The following is a 21,633-nucleotide window of genomic DNA, read 5'->3' as shown; positions in this document are numbered from 1 at the left end:
GTAGTGTAACAAACGTATTAGCGCGGTTTGCGGTTATTCGTTTGCTTCTGGCGAGAAGACGATTGGCCTGAAGATTTGCCCGCAGGCTTACCAGGACGACCACCGCCAACACGTTTACCTTGTGCAGGTTTACCTTGAGCAGGCTTACCTGGCTGACCACTACGACGAGTGCTACGAGGTTTACGCGTTTCACCTGATTCAACACGCTCTTCATGACGACGAACAGCGCGGCGAATTTTCTGGTTACGAGATTTACGCTTCTTGGTTTCGGTTTCCAAGAAGGTTTCTTTCTCAGCTCGAAGGTCTACCATTTCACGCAGGTAGTTCACCTCTTCCAGCCCCAATTCCATCCAACCGCCACGAGGCAGTTCTTTGTTCAGGTAAATATCACCGTAACGGACACGCTTCAGTCGGCTTACGGTTACGCCTTGTGTTTCCCACAAACGGCGGACTTCACGGTTACGACCTTCGGTGATAACAACGTAGAAAGTATGGTTTGAACCTTCACCACCGGCGTATAACACGTCTTCAAAGCGCGCTTCACCGTCTTCCAGTTGAACACCACGAACCAGGTTCTTAACCATTTGTTCGTTTACTTCACCAAATACGCGAACCATGTATTCACGTTGTACTTGGCGGCTTGGGTGCATCAGACGGTTTGCTAACTCACCATCAGTAGTGAATAGCAACATACCTGAAGTATTCGCATCCAGACGGCCTACAGCAACCCAACGTGCGCCATTTAGACGAGGTAGGCGATCAAAGACGGTACGACGACCTTCTGGGTCGCTACGCGTACACAGTTCACCTTCTGGTTTGTTGTACGCCAACACACGACATACTTGCTCAGAAGAAGCGGCGATCTGCACGCTATGACCATCAACACGTACGTGAGCGGTAAGGTCTTCTAGACGATCACCCAACTTTGCTACAGCACCGTTGATGCTAACTCGACCAGCTTGAATCATGCTCTCGATTTCACGACGAGAACCTAGACCAGCACGTGCTAGTACCTTCTGTAATTTTTCGCTCATTTACTGATACCTTACTGTCGCCTTCACAGGCGTCGATGTCGGAAAAAAAAGCTCTAGATTCGGAAACTTTATTGAATCTGAGGCAACGGCATATTATGCCAGTGTGCAAGGCCGTACACCAAACGTTTTCGTTTTACCGACATACAACAGAAATGGAAATTAAACTTTGCATGTTTGCGTACAGCACTGCACGAAACGCAACGTGTAATTCCAGCTTTAACAACAAGCTTATTCAAACGGCGCAGGATCGCCTGTACCACGACGGAGAATAACAGGCTCATCGTCGCTCATATCAATCACTGTTGTAGGCTGCTCACCGAGATACCCGCCGTTAAGAATACAATCCACAGCGTGTTCCAATTGGTCGCGAATCGCTTCTGGATCAGATTCGGTATAGTCGTTACCCGGTAGAATTAATGACGTCGACATCATTGGTTCGCCCATCGCTTCCAGCAAATCTAAAGCGATCTTGTTGTCAGGTACACGAATCCCAATGGTTTTGCGCTTAGGATTCAGTAAGCGACGTGGCACTTCTTTCGTTCCCCTCAGGATGAAGGTGTAAGGTCCCGGCGTATTGTTTCGAATCAAGCGATAAGCCGTGTTATCAACACGCGCATAGAGCGACAATTCAGACAAGTCACGGCATAGCAGCGTAAAGTTGTGTTTATCATCCAAACGGCGAATTCGGCAAATTCGCTCTAATGCTTGTTTATTTTCTAGCTGACAACCTAGCGCATAACCAGAGTCAGTGGGATATACGATCACACCACCGTTTCGAATAATAGCGACAGCTTGATTAATCAGTCGCGCTTGTGGATTTTCTGGATGTACATAAAAAAATTGGCTCACACTTCCTCCTCATGAGGGTTGGCTTCGCGGTCGAGTTCAGGAATTGACCAATGTTCCCAGATTTCCGAACAGCCTTTAGGCAAGTATAAATTACGCCCCAGTTCCAGCCAGGGAGACGGATAATGGAAATCTGATCCTTGTGAACCCGCGAGTCCAAATTGAATCGCATAGTCGCCGAGTAACCGACGTTCATTCGGTGATTGCTGTGGTTGAGCAACCTCCATACCATCACCACCTGCGTCTACAAAAGTTTGTAGTAATCTTTTCAGCCACTTGGCTGTTAGTTTATACCGCCCTGGATGGGCAAGCACGGCTTGTCCGCCCGCTTTGTGAATTGTATCGACCGCTTCCTTAATGGTGCACCAGTTCGGAGGCACGTATCCCGGATTACCGCGTGTCAGATACTTTTTAAACACGGCCTGCATGGTTTTCACATGCCCCTGCTCTACCATCCAGCGAGCAAAGTGTGCTCGCGTAATTGGCGCATCACCAGCAAGTGCTTTGGCCCCTTCTAACGCCCCGGGCATGCGGCTCTTGTCGAGTCGCTCAGCGATCATACCTGCACGCACATCTCTGCGCTCGGCTTGTGCCTGAATGAGTGTGGTCAAAGCGTCATTGTTAGGATCAATATTCAACCCAACAATATGAATATCTTTGTTTTCCCAAACTGTTGATATCTCAATGCCATTAATGATGTGCAATGGAAGCTTGTTTTCTGAAACTGCCAATTTTGCCGCGTCGAGCCCTGCAACTGAGTCATGGTCAGTGATCGCAAGAACATCAACGCGAAATTCTGCAGCACGTTTTACCAGATCTTCAGGGCTAAATCGCCCGTCTGACGCCGTTGTGTGGCTATGTAAATCAAATAGCATTTATTTTCTTCAATTTGTTGCTTGACTTTACCCTCACACACTAGTTAACTAGTACATGATTACGAACACAAATGGATTGCGTCTTCATGGTACAGCATAAACTCACTCAACAAACAGCACTGATTGCATGGTGGTGGCACTCCCAATAGCGGGCGGTGTGATGAGTTATAGCGAAATATAGACGTCACCAAGCCCGCATAGTGCGGGTTTTTTTGTACCTAAATTTTGAACGCCAGGTCGATGAAAAAGAGCAACTCGGCGGAATGTAAGAAGGATTTTGACAATGATTATTGTATTAAAACGAGAAGCGACTGAAGTTCAAGCAAAAGCCATCCTCACAAAAATCGAGCAATCGGGGTTAAAGCCACTCTTCATGCCGGGCGTCGAGCGTATTGTACTGGGTGCATTAGGCGACGAACGTATTTTGCAGAAACTGCATTTAGACAGCGATCCCATTGTTGAAGAAGTAAAACCCATCCTAACTAAGTACAAAATGGTGTCGCGAGATGTTCAGGCACATGACAGCGTTGTTCGCATTGGTAATATTGCTGTGGGTGGTGACAAATTTGCGGTCATCGCTGGCCCGTGTTCTGTTGAATCCGAAGAACAGCTAATGTCAGTCGCTGATGTTGTTAAAGGCCACGGTGCCGTAGCCCTTCGCGGTGGTGCATACAAGCCCCGCACAAGTCCTTATGACTTCCAAGGCATGGGTGTTGAAGGCTTGAAACTATTAAAAAAAGCGAGCGACGCGACAGGCATGCCTACCGTCTCCGAAGTGATGGAAGTGAGCCAAGTGGATTCACTGTGTGAATACATTGATTGCTTACAGATTGGCGCACGTAATATGCAAAACTATGGATTGTTAAAAGCCGTAGGTGAAACAGGTAAACCGGTCTTGTTAAAACGCGGACTTTCCGCCACTATCGAGGAATTGTTGCTAGCAGCAGAATATATCTATGATGCTGGTAACCCGAACATCATTTTGTGTGAACGTGGCATTCGTACTTACGAAACCGCTACCCGCAATACACTCGACCTCAATGCCGTCGCATATATCAAGCAACGTAGCCACTTGCCCGTGGTCGTTGACCCAAGCCACGGTACGGGAGTTCGAGAGCTGGTTATCCCGCTATCTCGCGCCGCAGCAGCTGTCGGCGCAGATGGCATTATCGTTGAAAGCCACCTCAACCCAGCGGAAGCACTGTCAGATGGTCATCAAGCACTGACAGGCACGATGTTCGCGCAATTGATGCAGGAATTAAAACCATTTGTAGAAGCAGCAGGGAGAACGCTGTGAAAAACCACGCTTTAAAACAAGGCGAACTCGACGTATTGAGCTTGGATGTGCCCTACGTCGCGGCACCCACTGAACTGTATGCGGCAGTCTGTAAAGACCGTCCTCATAGCCTATTGCTCGAGTCTGCTGAGATTGATTCAAAGCAAGATCTAAAAAGCCTCATGCTGATCGATGCTGCTGTGCGCATTGTCTGCCGTGGCAGAACTGTTGAGCTTGAAGCAAAAACAAAAAACGGTGCGAATGTCCTTGATGCTGTCGAAGCAGCAATAAAAGCGCAAGACTTAACTGTCGAGCAAAAACGTGAAGACAAGCTACTGTCACTGCACTTTGCACAAGAAAATCGAACGTTAGATGAAGATGCACGTTTACGTCAGCCTTCACCTTTCGACGCGCTTCGCCTTATACAGCAAGCTTTCAAATTAGAAGGCTTACCAAACGAAGCACTGCTGATCGGCGGTCTGTTCGCCTACGATCTGGTCGCGCAATTCGAACCACTCCCCGACGTTGAACAAGGTAACCGTTGCCCTGATTATCTGTTCTACGTCGCGGAAACGCTGCTTATCATCGACCACCAGCGTCGCAAAGCGAAGCTGCAAGGTACGCAGTTTGGCGGAACAGACACCACTGAAACGTATTTCGACCTGAGCCGTCGTCTGCAAGCCATTAAAGAAAGCTGTATTCACCCTACGCAAATGCCAATTGCAGAAAAACTGGCAAGCTGCGATATGCATGTTTCAGTCAGCGATGAGGATTTTTGCGCTGCCGTTGATGAACTCAAAGAGTATGTAGTTAAAGGTGATGTGTTTCAGGTTGTCCCAAGCCGCAAATTCACCTTGCCTTGTCCATCACCACTCAATGCGTATCTCAAGCTCAAGCAAGGCAACCCAAGCCCTTACATGTTCTACATGCAGGACACGGATTTCACTTTGTTTGGCGCGTCACCGGAAAGTGCATTGAAATATGGCAAAGACACCAACCAAGTCGAAATTTACCCGATAGCTGGTACACGTCCTCGCGGCAAGAATGTTAACGGTTCAATCAACTTGGATTTGGACGGCCGCATCGAGCTAGAGCTTCGCAACGACACTAAAGAAAAAGCCGAGCACATGATGCTGGTTGATTTGGCACGTAACGACGTCGCACGAATCAGTGAACCGGGCACACGCTACGTTGCCGACTTGCTTCAAGTGGACCGCTACAGCCACGTGATGCACCTCGTGTCTCGTGTTGTCGGTCAGCTTCGCGGTGATTTGGATGCGCTCCATGCGTATCAAGCGTGTATGAACATGGGCACACTCACAGGTGCACCGAAAATTCGCGCGATGCAGCTTATCCGCCAATTCGAACAAAGTCGTCGCGGCAGCTATGGCGGTGCCGTGGGTTACCTGACCGGCCATGGAGATATGGATACCTGTATCGTAATCCGCTCTGCGTATGTTGAAGATGGCGTCGCACAAGTGCAAGCTGGTGCCGGCGTGGTATTTGATTCCATCCCACAAGCAGAAGCCGATGAAACACGTGGCAAAGCACAAGCCGTTATCACAGCCATCAAGGCGGCACACACGGAGGCACAAGCATGAGCAACGCAATGAATGCACATATTGTGCTCGTCGATAACTTTGACTCCTTCACGTACAACTTGGTGGATCAGTTTCGCTCACTCGGTTATCCCGTCAAAATTTATCGCAATAGCCTGTCTGCAGAGCAAATAGCCAATGCAGTAGAGGAGTTGGAAAATCCGGTTGTCGTATTGTCACCCGGTCCGGGTGCGCCGTCTGAAGCTGGCTGCATGCCTGCATTGATCAACATGCTGAAAGGTAAGGTACCAATGATTGGTATCTGCCTTGGTCAACAGGCCATCACTGAAGCCTACGGCGGTGAAGTATCTGGAGCCGGTGAAATCGTGCACGGTAAAGCGTCACTGATGACACATAACCAGCACCCTGTTTTTGGCAACATCGAAAGCCCACTGACAATCGCCCGTTACCACTCTTTGGTTGCAACCAAAGTGCCAGCATCACTGGATGTGATTGCTGATGTTGACGGACTTGTCATGGCAGTGGTGAACGATGCCGATCGTGTCGTCGGTTTTCAATTTCATCCCGAATCAATACTAACAACGAAAGGCGCAGACCTTCTTACACACACAATCAGTTGGGCCACGCAAACACGCTGACGGACATTAGGGAATTAGGAGAGATTTTATGGAAGCAATCATCAACAAACTTTACGACCAGACGACTCTGACTCAGGACGAAAGCCAACAGCTGTTTGACACTATTATTAAAGGCGAGCTGGATCCTATCCTGCTGGCATCAGCACTGACCGCATTGAAAATTAAAGGCGAATCGCCAGAAGAAATTGCGGGTGCAGCATCTGCACTGACCGAAAACGCAAACCCGTTCCCATCACCCGAGTATGATTTTGCTGACATCGTTGGCACAGGTGGTGACGGGGCAAACACCATCAACATTTCAACAACGGCGGCATTTGTTGCCGCCGCATGTGGCGTGAAAGTCGCGAAACACGGCAACCGTGGTGTATCGAGTAAATCGGGTTCATCCGATCTCCTCGCGGCCTTTGGTATTGATTTGGCAATGAGCCCAGAAACCGCTCGCGGCGCATTGGATGATTTAGGCGTCTGTTTCTTGTTCGCGCCGCAATATCACAGTGGCGTACGCCACGCGATGCCAGTTCGCCAAACCATGAAAACACGCACTATTTTCAACTTGCTTGGTCCTTTGATTAACCCTGCAAAACCGAGTTTAGAATTGATGGGCGTCTATGACCAATCACTTGTTCGCCCGATTGCAGAAACCATGTTGAATCTTGGTATGAAGCGTGCGGCAGTCGTCCACGGCAGCGGCCTTGACGAGGTAGCTATTCACGGCGAAACCACGGTTGCAGAAATCAAAGATGGTCAAATTCACGAATACACGCTAACACCTGCCGATTTTGGCGTAGAAACATACCCACTGGACGCCATTAAAGGTGGTGAGCCAGAGGAGAATAAAGCCATCATCACCCAAATCCTGCAAGGCAAAGGGACAGACGCCCAGCAAGCTGCCGTGGCGGTCAATGTCGCCCTGCTGCTTCGCCTATTTGGACAGGAAGATCTTAAAGCTAATACGCAGAAAGCACTGAGCGTTATGCAGAGTGGTAAACCATTCGAATTGGTTCAGCAGCTAGCATCACGGAGTAACTAATGGAAACGGTACTCGCAAAAATTGTTGCGGATAAAAAAGTGTGGGTGGCAGCGCGAAAAGAAGCGCAGCCCCTTGAAAGCTTTATCAATGACGTCGTGCCAAGCGATCGTAGCTTCTATCAAGCATTGTCGAGCAAGCCAGCAAAGTTCATTTTGGAATGTAAGAAAGCGTCACCGTCAAAAGGACTCATTCGCGATGATTTCGACCTGAACTACATCGCAGGTGTATACGGCAAATATGCTGCTGCCATTTCGGTACTGACTGACGAAAAATACTTCCAAGGCAACTTTGATTTTCTGCCCATCGTGCGTGGCCAAGTGCCATGCCCTGTGCTTTGCAAAGACTTCATGGTCGACACCTATCAAGTTTATTTAGCGCGATTCCATCAAGCCGATGCCATATTGCTGATGCTTTCTGTGTTGAATGATGACGAGTACCGTGACTTGGCTGATGTCGCACATTCATTGAATTTAGGTGTGCTGACAGAAGTGAGCAACGAAGAAGAGTTGGCACGAGCAATCGCATTGGATGCGAAAGTTGTCGGTATCAATAACCGCAATCTTCGCGACCTCAGCATCGACTTAAATCGCACGAAAGAATTGGCACCTCAATTGCCAGAAGATCGCATTGTCATCTCAGAGTCAGGCATTTATACCCATCACCAAGTGAGAGAGCTCGCGCCTTACGCAAATGGCTTCCTCATTGGTAGCTCATTAATGGCAGAGACTGATGTGGAGCAAGCCGTGCGCCGCGTGCTGTATGGCGACAACAAGGTATGTGGACTGACACGCGCACAAGATGCGAAAGCCGCATACGACGCCTACGCAAATTACGGCGGCCTGATTTTCGTCGAAAAGTCGCCGCGTTTCGTAGATATCGAAGCCGCGAAGGAAGTCATGCAAGGCGCACCATTAAAATACGTCGGTGTTTTCCAAAACCATGAACTTGAACTCGTTGCAAACACAGCCAACGAATTGGGCTTATATGCCGTTCAACTGCACGGTAACGAAACGGCAGACTACGTGGACAGTCTTCGCGGAAAACTGCCAGCGGAAACCCAGATCTGGAAAGCACACGGCGTAAGCGTCGACGTACCTACCTTGCTTGATAATGTTGACCGCAACCTGCTGGACAGCCGAGTAGGCGACCAAAGCGGCGGAACCGGGGAATCTTTCGATTGGTCACTGATCCCAGACGATCGTAAAGACACCATCATGATCGCCGGCGGGCTAAACAGCCAAAATGCGAAACAAGCGGCAGAACTGGGCTGTATCGGATTAGATTTTAACTCGGGTGTCGAAGACATGCCGGGGCTCAAAGACAGAGAAAAACTGGACGCTGCGTTTTCGGCGCTGAGAGATTACTAAGGACTGTTATGACTAAGTTGAATGCCTATTTTGGCGAGTTCGGTGGCCAATACGTGCCACAAATTCTGGTCCCAGCGTTGGATCAGTTAGAACAAGCGTTTATTGATGCGCAAAGCGACCCTGAATTCCAGAAAGAGTTTATCAACTTGCTTCAGGAATACGCAGGACGCCCAACCGCGCTGACGCTGTGCCGCAACCTGACCAAAGGCACAAAAACCAAACTTTACCTCAAGCGTGAAGACCTCTTGCACGGTGGCGCACACAAAACCAATCAGGTGTTGGGGCAAGCTCTACTGGCAAAACGCATGGGCAAAAAAGAAATTATCGCTGAAACCGGTGCTGGTCAGCACGGCGTGGCAACAGCCTTGGCGTGTGCGTTGCTAGATCTAAAATGTCGCGTATACATGGGCGCAAAAGACGTAGAGCGTCAAAGTCCAAATGTGTTCCGCATGAAATTGATGGGTGCAGAAGTGATTCCTGTGCATTCAGGCTCTTCAACATTGAAAGATGCCTGTAACGAAGCACTGCGCGACTGGTCTGGTAGCTATGAAGAGGCGCACTACCTTCTCGGTACTGCTGCAGGTCCGCACCCTTTCCCAACTATCGTGCGTGAATTCCAAAAAATGATTGGTGAAGAAACCAAGCAACAGATTTTGGAACGCGAAGGCCGACTGCCTGACAGCGTGATTGCCTGTGTCGGTGGTGGTTCGAATGCAATTGGTATGTTTGCTGATTTTATTGAAGAGTCTGATGTTGGATTGATTGGTGTAGAGCCTGCAGGCCTAGGCTTGGACACTGACCAACATGGCGCGCCGCTTAAACATGGCAAGTTGGGTATCTTCTTTGGGATGAAATCTCCATTGATGCAAGACCCGAATGGGCAGGTTGAAGAGTCATATTCTGTTTCAGCAGGCCTCGACTTCCCATCCGTTGGTCCACAACATGCACACCTTAACGCAATTGGCCGCGCGGAATACGTTGCGATTACTGACGATGAAGCACTGGATGCCTTCCAAGAACTCGCGCGCCACGAAGGCATTATCCCTGCCCTGGAATCTGCACATGCGCTGGCATATGCCTTGAAAATGGCAAAAGAAAATCCAGAAAAAGAACAGCTGCTGGTTGTTAACTTGTCAGGTCGTGGAGACAAGGACATCTTCACCGTGCACGACATTTTGAAAGAAAAAGGAGTGATGTAATGGCTGCGACCTTGTCTCACCGCTATGAAGCGATGTTTGAAAAACTCGATGCCAAAAGTGAAGGTGCTTTCGTTCCTTTTGTCACCATTGGCGATCCAAATCCTGCTCAATCACTAAAGATCATCGAAACCTTGGTGGCAAACGGTGCAGATGCACTGGAGCTAGGTATTCCTTTTTCTGACCCGTTGGCAGATGGCCCTACCATTCAAGGCGCGGCAATACGCGCATTGGATTCGGGTACCACACCTGACAATTGTTTTGACATTCTGCGTCAAGTCCGTGAAAAACACCCGGAAATCCCTATGGGGCTGTTAATGTACGCCAACCTTGTCTTTGCCAATGGCATCGACAATTTCTACGCAAAATGTGCAGAATCCGGTGTGGACTCCGTACTGATCGCAGATGTTCCTGCAGGCGAATCGGCCGAGTTTCGCGCAGCAGCAACCAAACATGGCGTGCACGCGATTTTCATCGCACCACCCAACGCCAACGATGAAACGTTAAAAACGATTTCAGAACTCGGTGGCGGCTACACCTACCTGCTGTCGCGCGCGGGTGTAACGGGCGCAGAAACCAAAGCGGGTAAGCCTATTCACCACTTACTGGATCAATTGGCCGCTTACAACGCGCCACGTCCTCTGCTAGGTTTTGGTATCTCTGAGCCTGCGCAAGTGAAAGAAGCTATTTCTTCTGGTGCTGCGGGTGCTATTTCCGGTTCCGCCGTCGTGAAAATCATCGAGCGCAACGTTGACGATGAAGCCAATATGCTAAAAGAGTTGGGAACGTTCGTTTCTACCATGAAAGCAGCAACCGCAAAATAGCGACAACCTGACGCAAAATGCCCAAAGGCCAACGTCTTGTTGGCCTTTTTTTCATCTCGAAACAGTTCTCTTCTTCGTTCACGTTTTATCTGCCTCGAGTTTTCGGTAAACTCAAACGTTAGATTTTATAACGCTCCGCCAAAACAGTTTGGAGTGAACAAGGATAAGTATCTGAATGAAACAACTTCTCGATTTTATTCCACTGATTATTTTCTTTGCGCTTTACAAGATGTACGACATCTACACCGCAACAGGTGCACTGATCGTCGCCACCATCATACAAGTTGCAGTGACGTGGGTGCTTTATAGAAAAGTGGAAAAAATGCAAATTATCACTGCAGTGCTTGTCGCTGTGTTCGGTGGTATGACGCTGTTTTTCCAAGATGACAACTTCATCAAGTGGAAAGTCACCATCGTATATGCGCTGTTTGCCGGTGGTCTGATTGTTTCGCAACTAATTGGAAAACCTCTCATTAAAGGGATGTTGGCAAAAGAAATTAATCTGCCTGATGCCGTTTGGAAAAACATCAATAACGCGTGGGTCGTATTCTTCTCCGTACTCGCCGTCCTTAATATCTATGTCGCCTATGAACTCCCTCTGGACGTATGGGTTAATTTTAAAGTCTTTGGACTGATGGCACTGACGCTGGCATACACCCTTGCCACTGGTGTGTACATCTACAAACACATGCCGAAAGAAACTGATTCAGAGTAAAACACCCCCTTCATCGCGCAGGATAATGACTATCCTGCGCCCTTTTGGATATTTGATTCCCAGGAAGTAGTATCATGTCAGGATCAAGCAACGCCTCTGAGGGCGGATTATTTATGCTTTCCAACGTAGTAGCAGTGATTTTGGGCGGAGTGTTATAGCAATGTGTGACACACCAAAAGGGCAACTTCTATCCCGAACGCTGGCCATGCCAAGCGACTGTAACCCAAATATGCAAATCTTCGGCGGCTGGATTATGTCTCAGCTTGACCTTGCCGGCGGCATCCTCGCAAAAGAAATTTCAGGTGGAAAGATTGTCACCATTTCTGTTTCAAGTATTGAATTCAAGAAGCCTGTGAATATCGGCGATGTGGTTTGTGTATATGGGGAATGCGTCAAAATTGGCCGTACGTCGATGAGCATGGAATTGGAAGTGTGGGTGAAACCAATTAACGATGACGGCATTAAAGAGCGCTATAAAGTGTGTAATGCCACGTTTCATTATGTCGCAATCGACAGTGAAGGCCGCCCACGAGCGATAAACAAGTCATAAATCAGACATTTCTGACAGCACTTTACTGTATCCTTGCGTACACTAGGCTCAAAGCAAAGTGCTGGCTTACATGGAGAGAATGAAAAATGTGGTACGTCATTTTTTCACAAGACGTAGAAAACAGTTTACCGCTTCGTATGCAAGTGCGTGAACAACACTTAGCAAGATTACGAGTCCTCGAATCAGAAGGACGACTGTTAGTAGCAGGCCCAAACCCTGCCGTAGACAGTGAAGACCCAGGCGAAGCAGGCTTTACTGGCTCGACCGTCATTGCTCAGTTTAACAGCCTTGAAGAAGCGAAAAGCTGGGCGGACGCCGATCCTTATATTGATGCAGGCGTCTACAAGGACGTTATTGTTAAGCCATTTAAGAAAGTTCTTCCTGCATAACACGCAGATTTACAAAGCAAGGATCCCGTAATGCGAGATTGGTTAATCACCGCAAAATCCGTACTGGTTGGTGCACTGGTTTTAGGTTTGTCAGCTTGTTCCAGCACATCAGATCTTGAAATAGCAGAAACATTTGCAGCTCAACGCGCAGATATGTTGGGTAAGCTAGTGCCGGTGAATATGAACGGTTACAACTTGGTTAGAGCTAAAGCTAACAGTGCTGAAATCGAGCTAACTCTCTTGTATTCAGGTAGCGGTGATGTCGCTCCTACCGTCCTGGCTGATGGCTTGGAAAAACGGTACTGCAAAGAAAATGAGATCTCTTCTCTCATGGATAAAGGCGTTTCCTACAAGCTTCTTGTGAGGGATGCCCGTGGCCGTCCCGTCTTAGAGCGTGTAATAACAAAAGAAGATTGCAGTAGCTAAACATTAAAAAGCCCGCTAATTCGCTTAGCGGGCTTTTTCTATTTAACGCATTCAAACCCCAAGATGAACGACATCACCTTTTCTCTCGGCATTTCACAGGGTTTCAATGCCCAAATGTCGTCGACAAGATAAAGATTCCCACTCACAAAATCGCCACCTGAGAGTGCTTCAGCATAGACTTTGACTGCATGCCCATTGCTGTATCGTTTTACCGTAAGTCCCCAACGTTCGCCCTTATATATGACGTCGTGGTGACCTGACTTCAGCTCATCTATCCGTTGGAATGCATCCACAATTTTTCCCGTTCACTGCACCTTATGGGTAAAGTGAAGCACCTTTAACGCGCTGTCGGTGTCAATATCTTCAAACTCTGGCGGATTTTCCAAACGCGATTCAAACACGAATGCCGGTGCTAACTCTGCCATTTGATCTGTCAGAAAACTCGGCAACACATCGGGTGAATTCACACACGCCAGCACCTCTCCACCCTCTACAACCAATTCAGGTAGTCGGCGCAATATTTTGGCGTAATCCTTCGTCAGCGCAAAACTGCCCTTTTGGAAGGAAGGCGGGTCGATAATCACCAAATCGTAAGGACCCGACTTTTTCACTTTGCCCCATGACTTGAAGAGTTCATGGCCAAGGAAGCTCACCTTGCTTAAATCATGCTGGTTTAACTGATGATTCTCGCGACCTCGGGATAGGGATGACTTCGCCATATCCAAATTCACTACTTTTTCCGCACCACCTTCAATAGCCGCCACGGAGAAACCACAGGTATAGGCAAAAAGATTTAGCACGCGTTTACCTTCAGCATGATCTTTTACCCACTGGCGTCCCAATCGCATATCCAGAAATAAGCCGTTGTTCTGGCGTTTGCCTAAATCCAGTTTGTAAGTGAGCGAGTTCTCTACCACATTGATTTGCACTGGCATATCGCCCACTAGCGTTTCAGTCATCGCGCCTTCACGATCACGGTGTTGTACAGAGATAGTTTTACCACCAATACGTTTCCAGACATCCGATTGGGAAAAGGCCAGCACTTGAGTATTTAACGCTTCGTAGAATTCAGGTTCTGCTTCTTTAAATATCGCAATCTGTAATACGCCTTGACCTAGCCAATCTGCGGTAATTTGCTCCAACCCTTCGTAACAACGCCCTCGGCCATGGAATACACGGCGTACTTCATCGCCACACTCAAGGAGACGCTCAGTGATTACGTCAAAAAAGCGAGGTAGCGAACTCGGTGACATCATTCTTTGTTATCCTCTGGTGAAGTGATAGGTGCTTCAGTAAGTACAAGTGGCACACTGCTAAGTTGTAGGTTGTAGAACTCCTCACCTCGACGATGCTGACTGCGCGCGACTTTACGCTTACGCTGGCGTCTCAGGCTCGCAAGCCCCCAAAACTTATGAGAATTCGTGCTGCGCGTCTTTTTGCGATTAGGCTGCATGCTTGTCTCCAATAATTACAAGCCATCCTTGGTAGCAATCCTGACAATTCAGGAAAATCCTTTTTATTTTTGATGCGGAAGTTTGGGCCAATTCAAAAGCCAAGGCATTTGCCAATCACTTGGTAAATCTGGCCACATGTCACCAAGCGCGGGAGGCTCAACAAATTGATAGTTTTCGCCGTTATGTGTAAACGACAGAGAATATGCGTGCAGATAACCTCGATCTGACGCCTCTCCACCATATATGTCGTCACCTAAAATTGCCGAGCCCACACTCTTGAGAGCCACACGAATTTGGTGGGTTTTCCCTGTGTATGGCTTACAAAGGAACAATCGCTTGCCTTCCCCACCCGACGTGGAGAAAAATTGTGTCGTTGCAGGGTTGGTTTTACTCGAAAGCAACTTCCACATGGCGCGACGACTTTTTGCCATATCGCCAGAAATGGTACCTTGCTTTTTACTCGGTTTCTTCGCTGACAGAGCAAGATAGAACTTCTGAACCGTTCTATTTGCAAACAAACTTGAAAGTGATGATGCTGCTTGCTGGTGCCGGCCAAGTAAAAGCAATCCAGACGTCATTTTATCCAAACGATGGATCAGAAAGAGTTGCTTATCACCGGTGACTTTCGCGACCTCCGTCAACAACGCTTGTTCATTGTCGTCTTTATGGACACTGACTCCAGGGTGTTTGTTGATCACCAAGAAATCGTCATTCTGATAAACCAGAGTGAACATGGTTAAACCTGTTATTTATTACGTCTGCGGTGAGTGTAATCGGAGAGGGAATTTAGATAAAGCAAAGAGGTCATCAGATTGAACAAGAATCCCCGCATGGGCGGGGATTCGTACAAAAAACTACTTAAATAGCGGCCACAAAAACACCATCGCCATCAAGATTGGGCATACGATACGAACGTATGCAGGCCAAACTTTCCAGAAGGTACTTTGTGCGAACTCTGGTTGAGCATGGCTGAGCTCTTCAAGAACTTGGTTACGATTCCAAATCCAGCCAGCAATCAGTGCCATGATGAGACCAAGAATAGGTTGCATGTATTCGGTGGTCACGGTGATCACTAAGCCAAACATGGTGTTGAAGTTAAAGATGATAATGGCAGAGAAGATAGAGATCGCACCGCCAATCCACCACACCACTGACTTACGCTCTTTGTTCAGCTCTTCACACGCACACGATACCGGTACTTCTAGCATTGAGATTGAAGACGTTAATGCCGCGATCACCATCAGTGCAAAGAAAGCCACACTCACGATAATGCCTGCAAATCCCATGGTGTCGAACATGGCTGGAAGCACATTGAAAACGAGGGTATCGCCATCAAGCAACGCGCCTGCTTCATTGTAAATTTGCACACCATTTTTTTGCGCAACGAACATCGCAGGTAGAATGAGCAAACCCGCTACAAATGCTACACCCGTGTCCACCATAGCTACCTGAGCTGCAGTCTTTGGCAAGTTGGCTTCTTTACTCAAGTAAGAGCCATACACCATCATTGTACAAACACCTATCGACAGCGAGAAGAACGCCTGCCCCATCGCACTGACCATTAAGTCTGGAGAGAAATGCGACGTATCTGGAACCAAGTACATTTTCAAACCGTCAATTGCACCAGGCTGGGTAAGCGTATAAACAACCATCACAATAAACAGTACAAACAGTACTGGCATCAAACGGCTCGACCATTTTTCAATACCATCTGCAACACCATTCTTCACGACAAGAATAGTAAGCAGCATGAACACACCCATCAAAATCAAGTTGCGTTCAATACTAAAACCTTCAAGCCACGCTGCCGCACTCTCCATGCCGATAGCACTCAGCACAGGACCGATAAGGAAGCCAAAGAACCAGCCCGCCACTATCGCGTAGAAACTCAAAATACCACTGGCACCTAGCAGTCCTGCAATACCAACGGCACTGCCCAAGGCTTTTTGTTTAGGTGCGACGGAAATAAGGGAACGAATAGGGTTCGACGCGCCGTAACGACCAATGGTCAATTCAGCCACCAGCAATGGGTAGGCCATGACAAATACCATGACCAAATATGTGATCAGGAAAACCGCACCGCCATTACTGGCTGCTTGTGTTGGGAAACCCCAAATATTACCAAGACCAACGGCAGAACCTGCCGCGGCAAGAATGAATCCTAATCTGGAGGAAAACTGGGCTCTATTGCTGCTTGCCATAACTACTCTCTACTACAATCAATGAAATTGTTTAGATACTGATATTCAGCATCTTTTTGCCTTTCCTTGGCATCTCCAGCTTGGTTGTAAACTTATATTTACAGGAGACATCTGACCCGCTTTTGCAACAGGCATGGCAAGTAAACCAGCTTTGGAATAAAATTTGAAGCGATCGCGCTATATTTTTCGATCAAGTGGTATATTTATCCAATTCCACTTCATTTCCGATTACTTTCTAAACACCTAGTGACAAAATATTTTTAACATTTCGCTCACCTTGGCGAATAATTAGCCGTTAATGACTATCGATTGCGAATTAGAGACACTAAAGTCTGTGCATAGTCAGCCCCATCGCTCTATATTGGGTGACGAAAAAGGCTAAGTTGATTGATATGGAAAAGATTTATCAGTTTATTGTTTGGGCAAGTGTCTTCTTTTATTGGCTGTTAATAGCCGGTGTCACCATTCGCGTTGTGTTAAAACGCAGGGCCTTAGGGGTTTCCATTGCGTGGTTGATGATCATCTACATCATCCCAATTGTCGGCGTTATACTCTATTTACTTGTCGGTGAGCTGAACTTGGGAAGAAAACGTGCCGAACGCGCAAAGGCAATGTTTTCGCCTTATGGACAATGGTTAGAAACACTCAGTGATTGTGAAGTGCATCGACCTCAACACCAGAGTTTCCTCGCGCGGCCTGTTCATGATTTGTGTTTGCGACGCGCAGGCATACCTGCGTTGGCAGGCAATCAACTCTCGCTGTATTGTGAAACGGCAGACATCCTTCGTAATATTGCAAAAGACGTTCAAGACGCCCAACATTCAGTCAACATGGTCTTCTACATTTGGCACGCTGGTGGACACGCTGATGATGTCGCTAAATCCGTGTGCGATGCAGCAAGACGCGGCGTAACGGTCCGCATTCTCCTCGACTCAGCGGGCAGCAAAGCGTTCTTTCGCACCCATTGGCCTGAAGAGATGCGACACGCCGGTGTGGAACTGATTGAAGCTTTGGCGGTGAGCCCTGCACGTATGTTCTTACGTCGCCTGGACATCAGACAACACAGAAAGATTGTCATCATTGACAATGAGATTGGGTATACAGGCTCAATGAACATGGTCGACCCTCGATTCTTTAAGCAAGATGCAGGGGTCGGACAATGGGTCGACATTATGGTGAAAGTCGATGGTCCATCCGTTCCCGTCCTTAACAGCATTTTTGCGTGGGACTGGGAAGTGGAAACAGGGTTACGTTACTTACCTGACCTGCCTACCTGCCCGCTGATCGAACAACATGAGCATGCAAACCATTCAGTGCAAGTGGCTCCATCAGGACCCGGTATGCCCGATGGGATTATTCAGCAAGTTCTAATGTTAGCGATACATCAAGCGAAAAAGAGCCTAACGATTACAACTCCTTACCTCATACCCAGTGAGAGTCTCTTAGCAGCATTACAAACAACCGCCCAACGCGGTGTAACGGTCAACCTCATTATTCCCGCCAAGAACGACAGTGTGATGGTTGAATGGGCGAGCCGCTCATTTTTCAATGATTTGCTCAGAGCTGGGATTAACATTTATCGATTCAACGGCGGCCTACTTCATACGAAATCCGTTATGGTCGATGAAAACTTCTGTTTGATAGGAACGGTCAATCTCGACATGCGCAGTCTATGGTTAAACTTTGAATTAACCCTGTGTATTGATGATCCGGATTTCTGTGCAGATTTAACGGCTCTCCAGCAGGAATACATTCGCAACGCCTCGCCGCTTAGCATTGAAACATGGCAGAAACGCTCGGTTCTCAACCGTCCTATTGAGCAATTTTTTTACATGTTTAGTCCATTGCTGTAATCATTTCCAAAACACCAAAAATATAATTTTTGGTGTTTTTCTTTATGAAATTTAAAAAGTAATCGTTAATTACATTTTCTTACAATTATTAATGTACACAATTACACCTACCAAGGTTTACAACGGATTAATTAACACACTGGAATTACTGGTTATTTATCCTCTCCATTTACACTTTGTCTCACTTTTGAAACCAGTTATTTACCATGAGTGAAGTTTATCCTTATATAACAGGCAGTTAACTGAGTTAATGTGCCAGAATTGGCGTTTAATTAGAGCGTGTCTGAGCTATTAGACTTTTCTCGATACTAAGAGGTAATATCCGCGCCACTAAACCTATAAAAATGCAATAGAGATAAGCGTGGATATTCAATCGGAACTGAGCTCACTATGTCGTCTAATTACGCTAAAATCGGCAAAGCGCTATCATGACTGGCTGTTCGAGCAAGGAGTAACTTTAGGCCCTGAGCAAACCATCACTATTTCAGCGATTGCCAAATCCGTTGAATTTCGCCAAGGCGATTTGATGGGATTGCCATATTTGGGCAGCGAAAAGTCAAAAGTGAGCCGTATCGTTCAAAGTCTAGTGATGGAAGGTTATATTGACCGCCGTGACGACATTAACGATCGCCGTTCTAAAATTTTGACGCTGACGGAAAAAGGTCAAGCCATGGCTGATCTTCTTGGGAAAGCAGACCAACGCAATTTCGAAATGATTCACGCACTTCTCTCTGAAGAAGAAGCCGTTTCACTTCGTTCTACGTTGTCCAAAGTTGCACATGCAATTTAATGCCTAAGGAAAGCCCGGTATCGCCGGGTTTTTACTTTTAATCTCCCTCTCCCCGCAAAAACTTAATACGTTGATTTCTATATCTTGTCGTCGCCAAGTCGCAATTCACCCCCCCTTTATCAGCCTAAAATACCGTATTAAATACGAGAAAAAAGTTTCGTTTTTACTTCAAACTCTTGGTCGTGATCTGCACTTTTTGCCTACCTTTTCCCCTCCTCAAGTACAACCAGTTGTCTACACTTTAAAAGCGATTACGGGTGATGCTCCAGGGGATATATCATGCAGGCAAGACATAGAAACTACCTATTGAAAGATACGAAACAACTCCATGCTCATGTTCAAGTCATCCCTACTGGTTTGATTGAAGTTGAGATCGTGGAGAAACACCAATGTCACGCAGCGGAGTTCGAACACTTACGTTTCGAGCGCAGCGGCAGAGTGACGAAGTTGGTCGGAAAACATACGTCTAATGGCAAACCCATTCACTGGCAACTTCCACTGGCAAATGACGATGCTAGGGAATTAGAAAACCTCATTGAAGAGGCGTCAGAAGAATTGGAAATACTCATGCGCGACTTATAGTAGAGATCCAATAATCTCTCTAGGCACTGCGCCCGCAGTGCTTTTTTTTGTCTTTTTAACGTCTAATCAGCAGAACTTATCACGGATATAACCAGTGTTAATTTTAGTTCGTGCTTCAAAATACCTAGCATTGATAAGTCACTTAAGGACGGTGTTCTAAACGATAGCAAGGATGCTCTTCATTACTTTAAGAGACCTCTTATGAAGAAAATCATTTGCTTATCTACGCTCCTTTTCTGTTCTTCCAATGCCATCGCAAACGTTCATTTTTCGCCTGACTTGAAAATGGGTTCACTTTGGGGCGTCGGGGTTCAGCTTGGGCAAACCGATGTACTCGGCTATGAGGCCATATATGGAAGCTTCGGCATTACCGAATCACATTGGTTCTCAGACCGAGAAGCGGTGAAACACTACAGAGTAGGCGTTCAATATCAACAACCTACCCATGAAACCTATTCGGTACAATTGGAAGCGGGACTCGCAAAGTACAAAGGTAGCCGAGATTACTTTGGTCGTGACTCAAAAGAATTAACTGCCTACGGTCCCAGCATCGCAGCCGCACTGGTATTCGACTATAACAGTCCAATTCAAGTCAGATATGGACTAGAGGTCGGTTATTTTCGACACCAAGACACATTTCTACCAAGCGGACTTTCTCCTCAATTGAGTGTTGGCGTGTCTCTACCGCTCTGATTTTCATTAAACAATGTTACAAAACCGACACCATTCGCATGTTGTGCCTTTGTTACTAACTTAGACTAAACGACGAATGTACATTTAGGGTCACTCTGGTAAAATGCGCCAAAATTCAACTATGAGCATGACGAGAGCCAACTATGCCAATGTATGTTGTGGGACATAAGATCCCAGATTCTGATTCAATCTGCGGTGCAATTGCACTTGCGTACCTAAAAAACCAAATCGGTGAGCCAGCTGTTGCAACTCGCCTTGGCGATGTATCTCCTGAGACTGCATTCATCTTGGGTCGTTTTGGTTTCGAAGCGCCAGAGCTTAAGCTCAGCTACGCAGGCGAAGAAGTTTACATCGTTGACCACTCGGAACTGACACAAGCACCTGACGATATCGCTGAAGCGACTATCGTAGGTATTGTTGATCACCACAAATTGGGTGATCTAACAACGTCAACACCGCTAGAGTGCTGGATCCGCCCTGTAGGTTGTTCAAACACCGTTATTAAAATGATGTACGACTTCTACAATGTTGAAATTCCAAAAGAGATCGCTGGCATTATGTTGTGTGCGATCCTTAGCGATACCGTTATCTTCAAATCTCCAACCTGCACGACTGCGGACATCCGTTGTGTAGAAGATCTGGCCAAGATTGCTGGTGTTGAAGATTTCGAAGCACTGGGCATGGAAATGTTCAACGTGAAATCTGCCGTCGCTGGTACGCCGATCCGTGATCTAGTAATGCGTGACTACAAAGACTTCAACATGAACGGTAACCTGGTAGGTATCGGTCAGCTGGAAGTTGTTGATCTGGCAGTATTTGACGAAATCAAAGCTGAGCTAGAAGCAGACATCGCAGTTCTGAAAGCAGAAGGCGAACGTCACACCGTTATGCTGCTGCTGACTGACATCATGAAAGAAGGCTCTGAGCTGCTGGTTATCTCTGATGACGTTGCAGTTGTTGAACGCGCATACGGTAAAGACACTGAAAACGGCCGTGTATGGCTAGACGGTGTTCTGAGCCGTAAGAAGCAAGTTGTTCCACCTCTGCAAGACGCATTTGCTTAATCGCTCGCAATGAGTGACTAAGTTGAAAGGGCGGTATTCTTACCGCCCTTTTTCATTTCTGGTGAAAATTAAAAGCCGCTTTCACAATATCTCGTACGGACAATAGGTTATGTACATTGTTCGATTAATTGTGCTTTTGAACCGTGTTTCATATTGATGTACGTCACATAACTGTGCATAATTCGTTCGAATTTTCATCAAGAGGAACGAACTGTGTCAACGTTGATCGCCGCTAAACTGTCTAAATATACCCCTCTTTTCGTAATGGTAA

Annotated in this window: 24 protein-coding genes; 16 read left to right on the top strand and 8 right to left on the bottom strand. The window is 47.1% G+C overall.

Annotated elements, in window-relative coordinates; genetic code table 11:
- Positions 1-17: 17 nt before the first annotated feature.
- From rluB to rnm, 3 genes are all read right to left on the bottom strand, one after another.
- On the bottom strand, positions 18-1,034 hold the full coding sequence (gene rluB, locus LRP49_RS16110; RefSeq protein ID WP_274143334.1) for a 23S rRNA pseudouridine(2605) synthase RluB: 1,017 nt from the start codon (positions 1,032-1,034) through the stop codon (positions 18-20).
- A gap of 228 nt (positions 1,035-1,262) precedes the next feature.
- Complete coding sequence (locus LRP49_RS16105; protein WP_274143333.1) at positions 1,263-1,883, bottom strand: L-threonylcarbamoyladenylate synthase; 621 nt, start codon at positions 1,881-1,883, stop codon at positions 1,263-1,265.
- On the bottom strand, positions 1,880-2,755 hold the full coding sequence (gene rnm, locus LRP49_RS16100) for an RNase RNM (RefSeq protein ID WP_274143332.1): 876 nt from the start codon (positions 2,753-2,755) through the stop codon (positions 1,880-1,882). Before rnm ends, LRP49_RS16105 begins: the two co-directional genes overlap by 4 nt.
- A gap of 283 nt (positions 2,756-3,038) precedes the next feature.
- Between rnm and aroF the strand changes: the two genes are divergently transcribed.
- The 11 genes from aroF (at position 3,039) to gspS2 (ending at position 12,725) form a co-directional block, all read left to right on the top strand.
- Positions 3,039-4,052 (top strand): 3-deoxy-7-phosphoheptulonate synthase, encoded by a 1,014-nt coding sequence (gene aroF / locus LRP49_RS16095; protein ID WP_274143331.1) that lies wholly within the window; start codon positions 3,039-3,041, stop codon positions 4,050-4,052.
- Complete coding sequence (locus tag LRP49_RS16090; protein ID WP_274143330.1) at positions 4,049-5,632, top strand: anthranilate synthase component 1; 1,584 nt, start codon at positions 4,049-4,051, stop codon at positions 5,630-5,632. Before aroF ends, LRP49_RS16090 begins: the two co-directional genes overlap by 4 nt.
- On the top strand, positions 5,629-6,228 hold the full coding sequence (locus LRP49_RS16085) for an aminodeoxychorismate/anthranilate synthase component II (RefSeq protein WP_274143329.1): 600 nt from the start codon (positions 5,629-5,631) through the stop codon (positions 6,226-6,228). The genes LRP49_RS16090 and LRP49_RS16085 overlap by 4 nt, the downstream gene beginning before the upstream one ends.
- Before the next feature lie 28 nt (positions 6,229-6,256).
- Complete coding sequence (gene trpD / locus LRP49_RS16080) at positions 6,257-7,258, top strand: anthranilate phosphoribosyltransferase (protein ID WP_274143328.1); 1,002 nt, start codon at positions 6,257-6,259, stop codon at positions 7,256-7,258.
- On the top strand, positions 7,258-8,625 hold the full coding sequence (trpCF, locus tag LRP49_RS16075) for a bifunctional indole-3-glycerol-phosphate synthase TrpC/phosphoribosylanthranilate isomerase TrpF (RefSeq protein ID WP_274143327.1): 1,368 nt from the start codon (positions 7,258-7,260) through the stop codon (positions 8,623-8,625). The genes trpD and trpCF overlap by 1 nt, the downstream gene beginning before the upstream one ends.
- Before the next feature lie 8 nt (positions 8,626-8,633).
- Positions 8,634-9,824 carry a tryptophan synthase subunit beta gene (gene trpB, locus LRP49_RS16070; RefSeq protein WP_274143326.1) on the top strand — a complete coding sequence of 397 codons (1,191 nt, stop codon included), beginning with the start codon at positions 8,634-8,636 and terminating at the stop codon, positions 9,822-9,824.
- Positions 9,824-10,645, top strand: a complete 822-nt coding sequence (trpA, locus tag LRP49_RS16065) for a tryptophan synthase subunit alpha (protein ID WP_274143325.1) — start codon at positions 9,824-9,826, stop codon at positions 10,643-10,645. Before trpB ends, trpA begins: the two co-directional genes overlap by 1 nt.
- A gap of 175 nt (positions 10,646-10,820) precedes the next feature.
- On the top strand, positions 10,821-11,360 hold the full coding sequence (locus LRP49_RS16060; protein ID WP_274143324.1) for a septation protein A: 540 nt from the start codon (positions 10,821-10,823) through the stop codon (positions 11,358-11,360).
- Between the two features lie 160 nt (positions 11,361-11,520).
- Entirely contained in the window at positions 11,521-11,910 is a 390-nt protein-coding gene (gene yciA, locus LRP49_RS16055; RefSeq protein ID WP_274143323.1) for an acyl-CoA thioester hydrolase YciA, read from the top strand.
- A gap of 86 nt (positions 11,911-11,996) precedes the next feature.
- Positions 11,997-12,299, top strand: a complete 303-nt coding sequence (locus tag LRP49_RS16050) for a YciI family protein (RefSeq protein WP_274143322.1) — start codon at positions 11,997-11,999, stop codon at positions 12,297-12,299.
- Positions 12,300-12,329: 30 nt separating this feature from the next.
- Complete coding sequence (gene gspS2 / locus LRP49_RS16045; RefSeq protein ID WP_274143321.1) at positions 12,330-12,725, top strand: type II secretion system pilot lipoprotein GspS-beta; 396 nt, start codon at positions 12,330-12,332, stop codon at positions 12,723-12,725.
- 38 nt (positions 12,726-12,763) lie between these two features.
- Here the strand turns inward: gspS2 and LRP49_RS16040 are convergent, their stop codons facing one another.
- The 5 genes from LRP49_RS16040 to LRP49_RS16020 form a co-directional block, all read right to left on the bottom strand.
- On the bottom strand, positions 12,764-13,018 hold the full coding sequence (locus LRP49_RS16040) for a hypothetical protein (protein WP_274143320.1): 255 nt from the start codon (positions 13,016-13,018) through the stop codon (positions 12,764-12,766).
- Positions 13,019-13,030: 12 nt separating this feature from the next.
- Positions 13,031-13,981 (bottom strand): class I SAM-dependent methyltransferase, encoded by a 951-nt coding sequence (locus LRP49_RS16035; RefSeq protein ID WP_274143319.1) that lies wholly within the window; start codon positions 13,979-13,981, stop codon positions 13,031-13,033.
- Entirely contained in the window at positions 13,978-14,178 is a 201-nt protein-coding gene (locus LRP49_RS16030) for a hypothetical protein (protein ID WP_274143318.1), read from the bottom strand. Before LRP49_RS16030 ends, LRP49_RS16035 begins: the two co-directional genes overlap by 4 nt.
- A 63-nt stretch (positions 14,179-14,241) precedes the next feature.
- Positions 14,242-14,913 (bottom strand): TIGR01621 family pseudouridine synthase, encoded by a 672-nt coding sequence (locus tag LRP49_RS16025; protein ID WP_274143317.1) that lies wholly within the window; start codon positions 14,911-14,913, stop codon positions 14,242-14,244.
- Positions 14,914-15,033: 120 nt separating this feature from the next.
- Positions 15,034-16,380 (bottom strand): sodium-dependent transporter, encoded by a 1,347-nt coding sequence (locus LRP49_RS16020; RefSeq protein ID WP_274143316.1) that lies wholly within the window; start codon positions 16,378-16,380, stop codon positions 15,034-15,036.
- Positions 16,381-16,772: 392 nt separating this feature from the next.
- Here LRP49_RS16020 and cls point away from each other — a divergent pair, with 392 nt between their 5' ends.
- From cls to LRP49_RS15995, 5 genes are all read left to right on the top strand, one after another.
- Positions 16,773-18,233: a cardiolipin synthase gene (cls, locus tag LRP49_RS16015; protein ID WP_274143315.1), complete on the top strand. Its 1,461-nt coding sequence runs from the start codon at positions 16,773-16,775 to the stop codon at positions 18,231-18,233.
- Between the two features lie 361 nt (positions 18,234-18,594).
- Positions 18,595-19,023, top strand: coding sequence for a MarR family winged helix-turn-helix transcriptional regulator (locus tag LRP49_RS16010; RefSeq protein ID WP_274143314.1), 429 nt, complete (start codon positions 18,595-18,597; stop codon positions 19,021-19,023).
- 279 nt (positions 19,024-19,302) lie between these two features.
- On the top strand, positions 19,303-19,605 hold the full coding sequence (locus LRP49_RS16005) for a hypothetical protein (RefSeq protein ID WP_274143313.1): 303 nt from the start codon (positions 19,303-19,305) through the stop codon (positions 19,603-19,605).
- A gap of 201 nt (positions 19,606-19,806) precedes the next feature.
- Positions 19,807-20,298: a hypothetical protein gene (locus LRP49_RS16000; protein ID WP_274143312.1), complete on the top strand. Its 492-nt coding sequence runs from the start codon at positions 19,807-19,809 to the stop codon at positions 20,296-20,298.
- A gap of 143 nt (positions 20,299-20,441) precedes the next feature.
- Positions 20,442-21,362, top strand: a complete 921-nt coding sequence (locus tag LRP49_RS15995; RefSeq protein ID WP_274143311.1) for a manganese-dependent inorganic pyrophosphatase — start codon at positions 20,442-20,444, stop codon at positions 21,360-21,362.
- Positions 21,363-21,633: the final 271 nt, after the last annotated feature.

Source organism: Enterovibrio qingdaonensis (genome assembly GCF_028683135.1).
In the GTDB taxonomy this organism is placed as follows: Bacteria; Pseudomonadota; Gammaproteobacteria; order Enterobacterales; family Vibrionaceae; genus Enterovibrio; species Enterovibrio qingdaonensis.
This window is presented reverse-complemented; position numbering and strand designations above follow the sequence as displayed.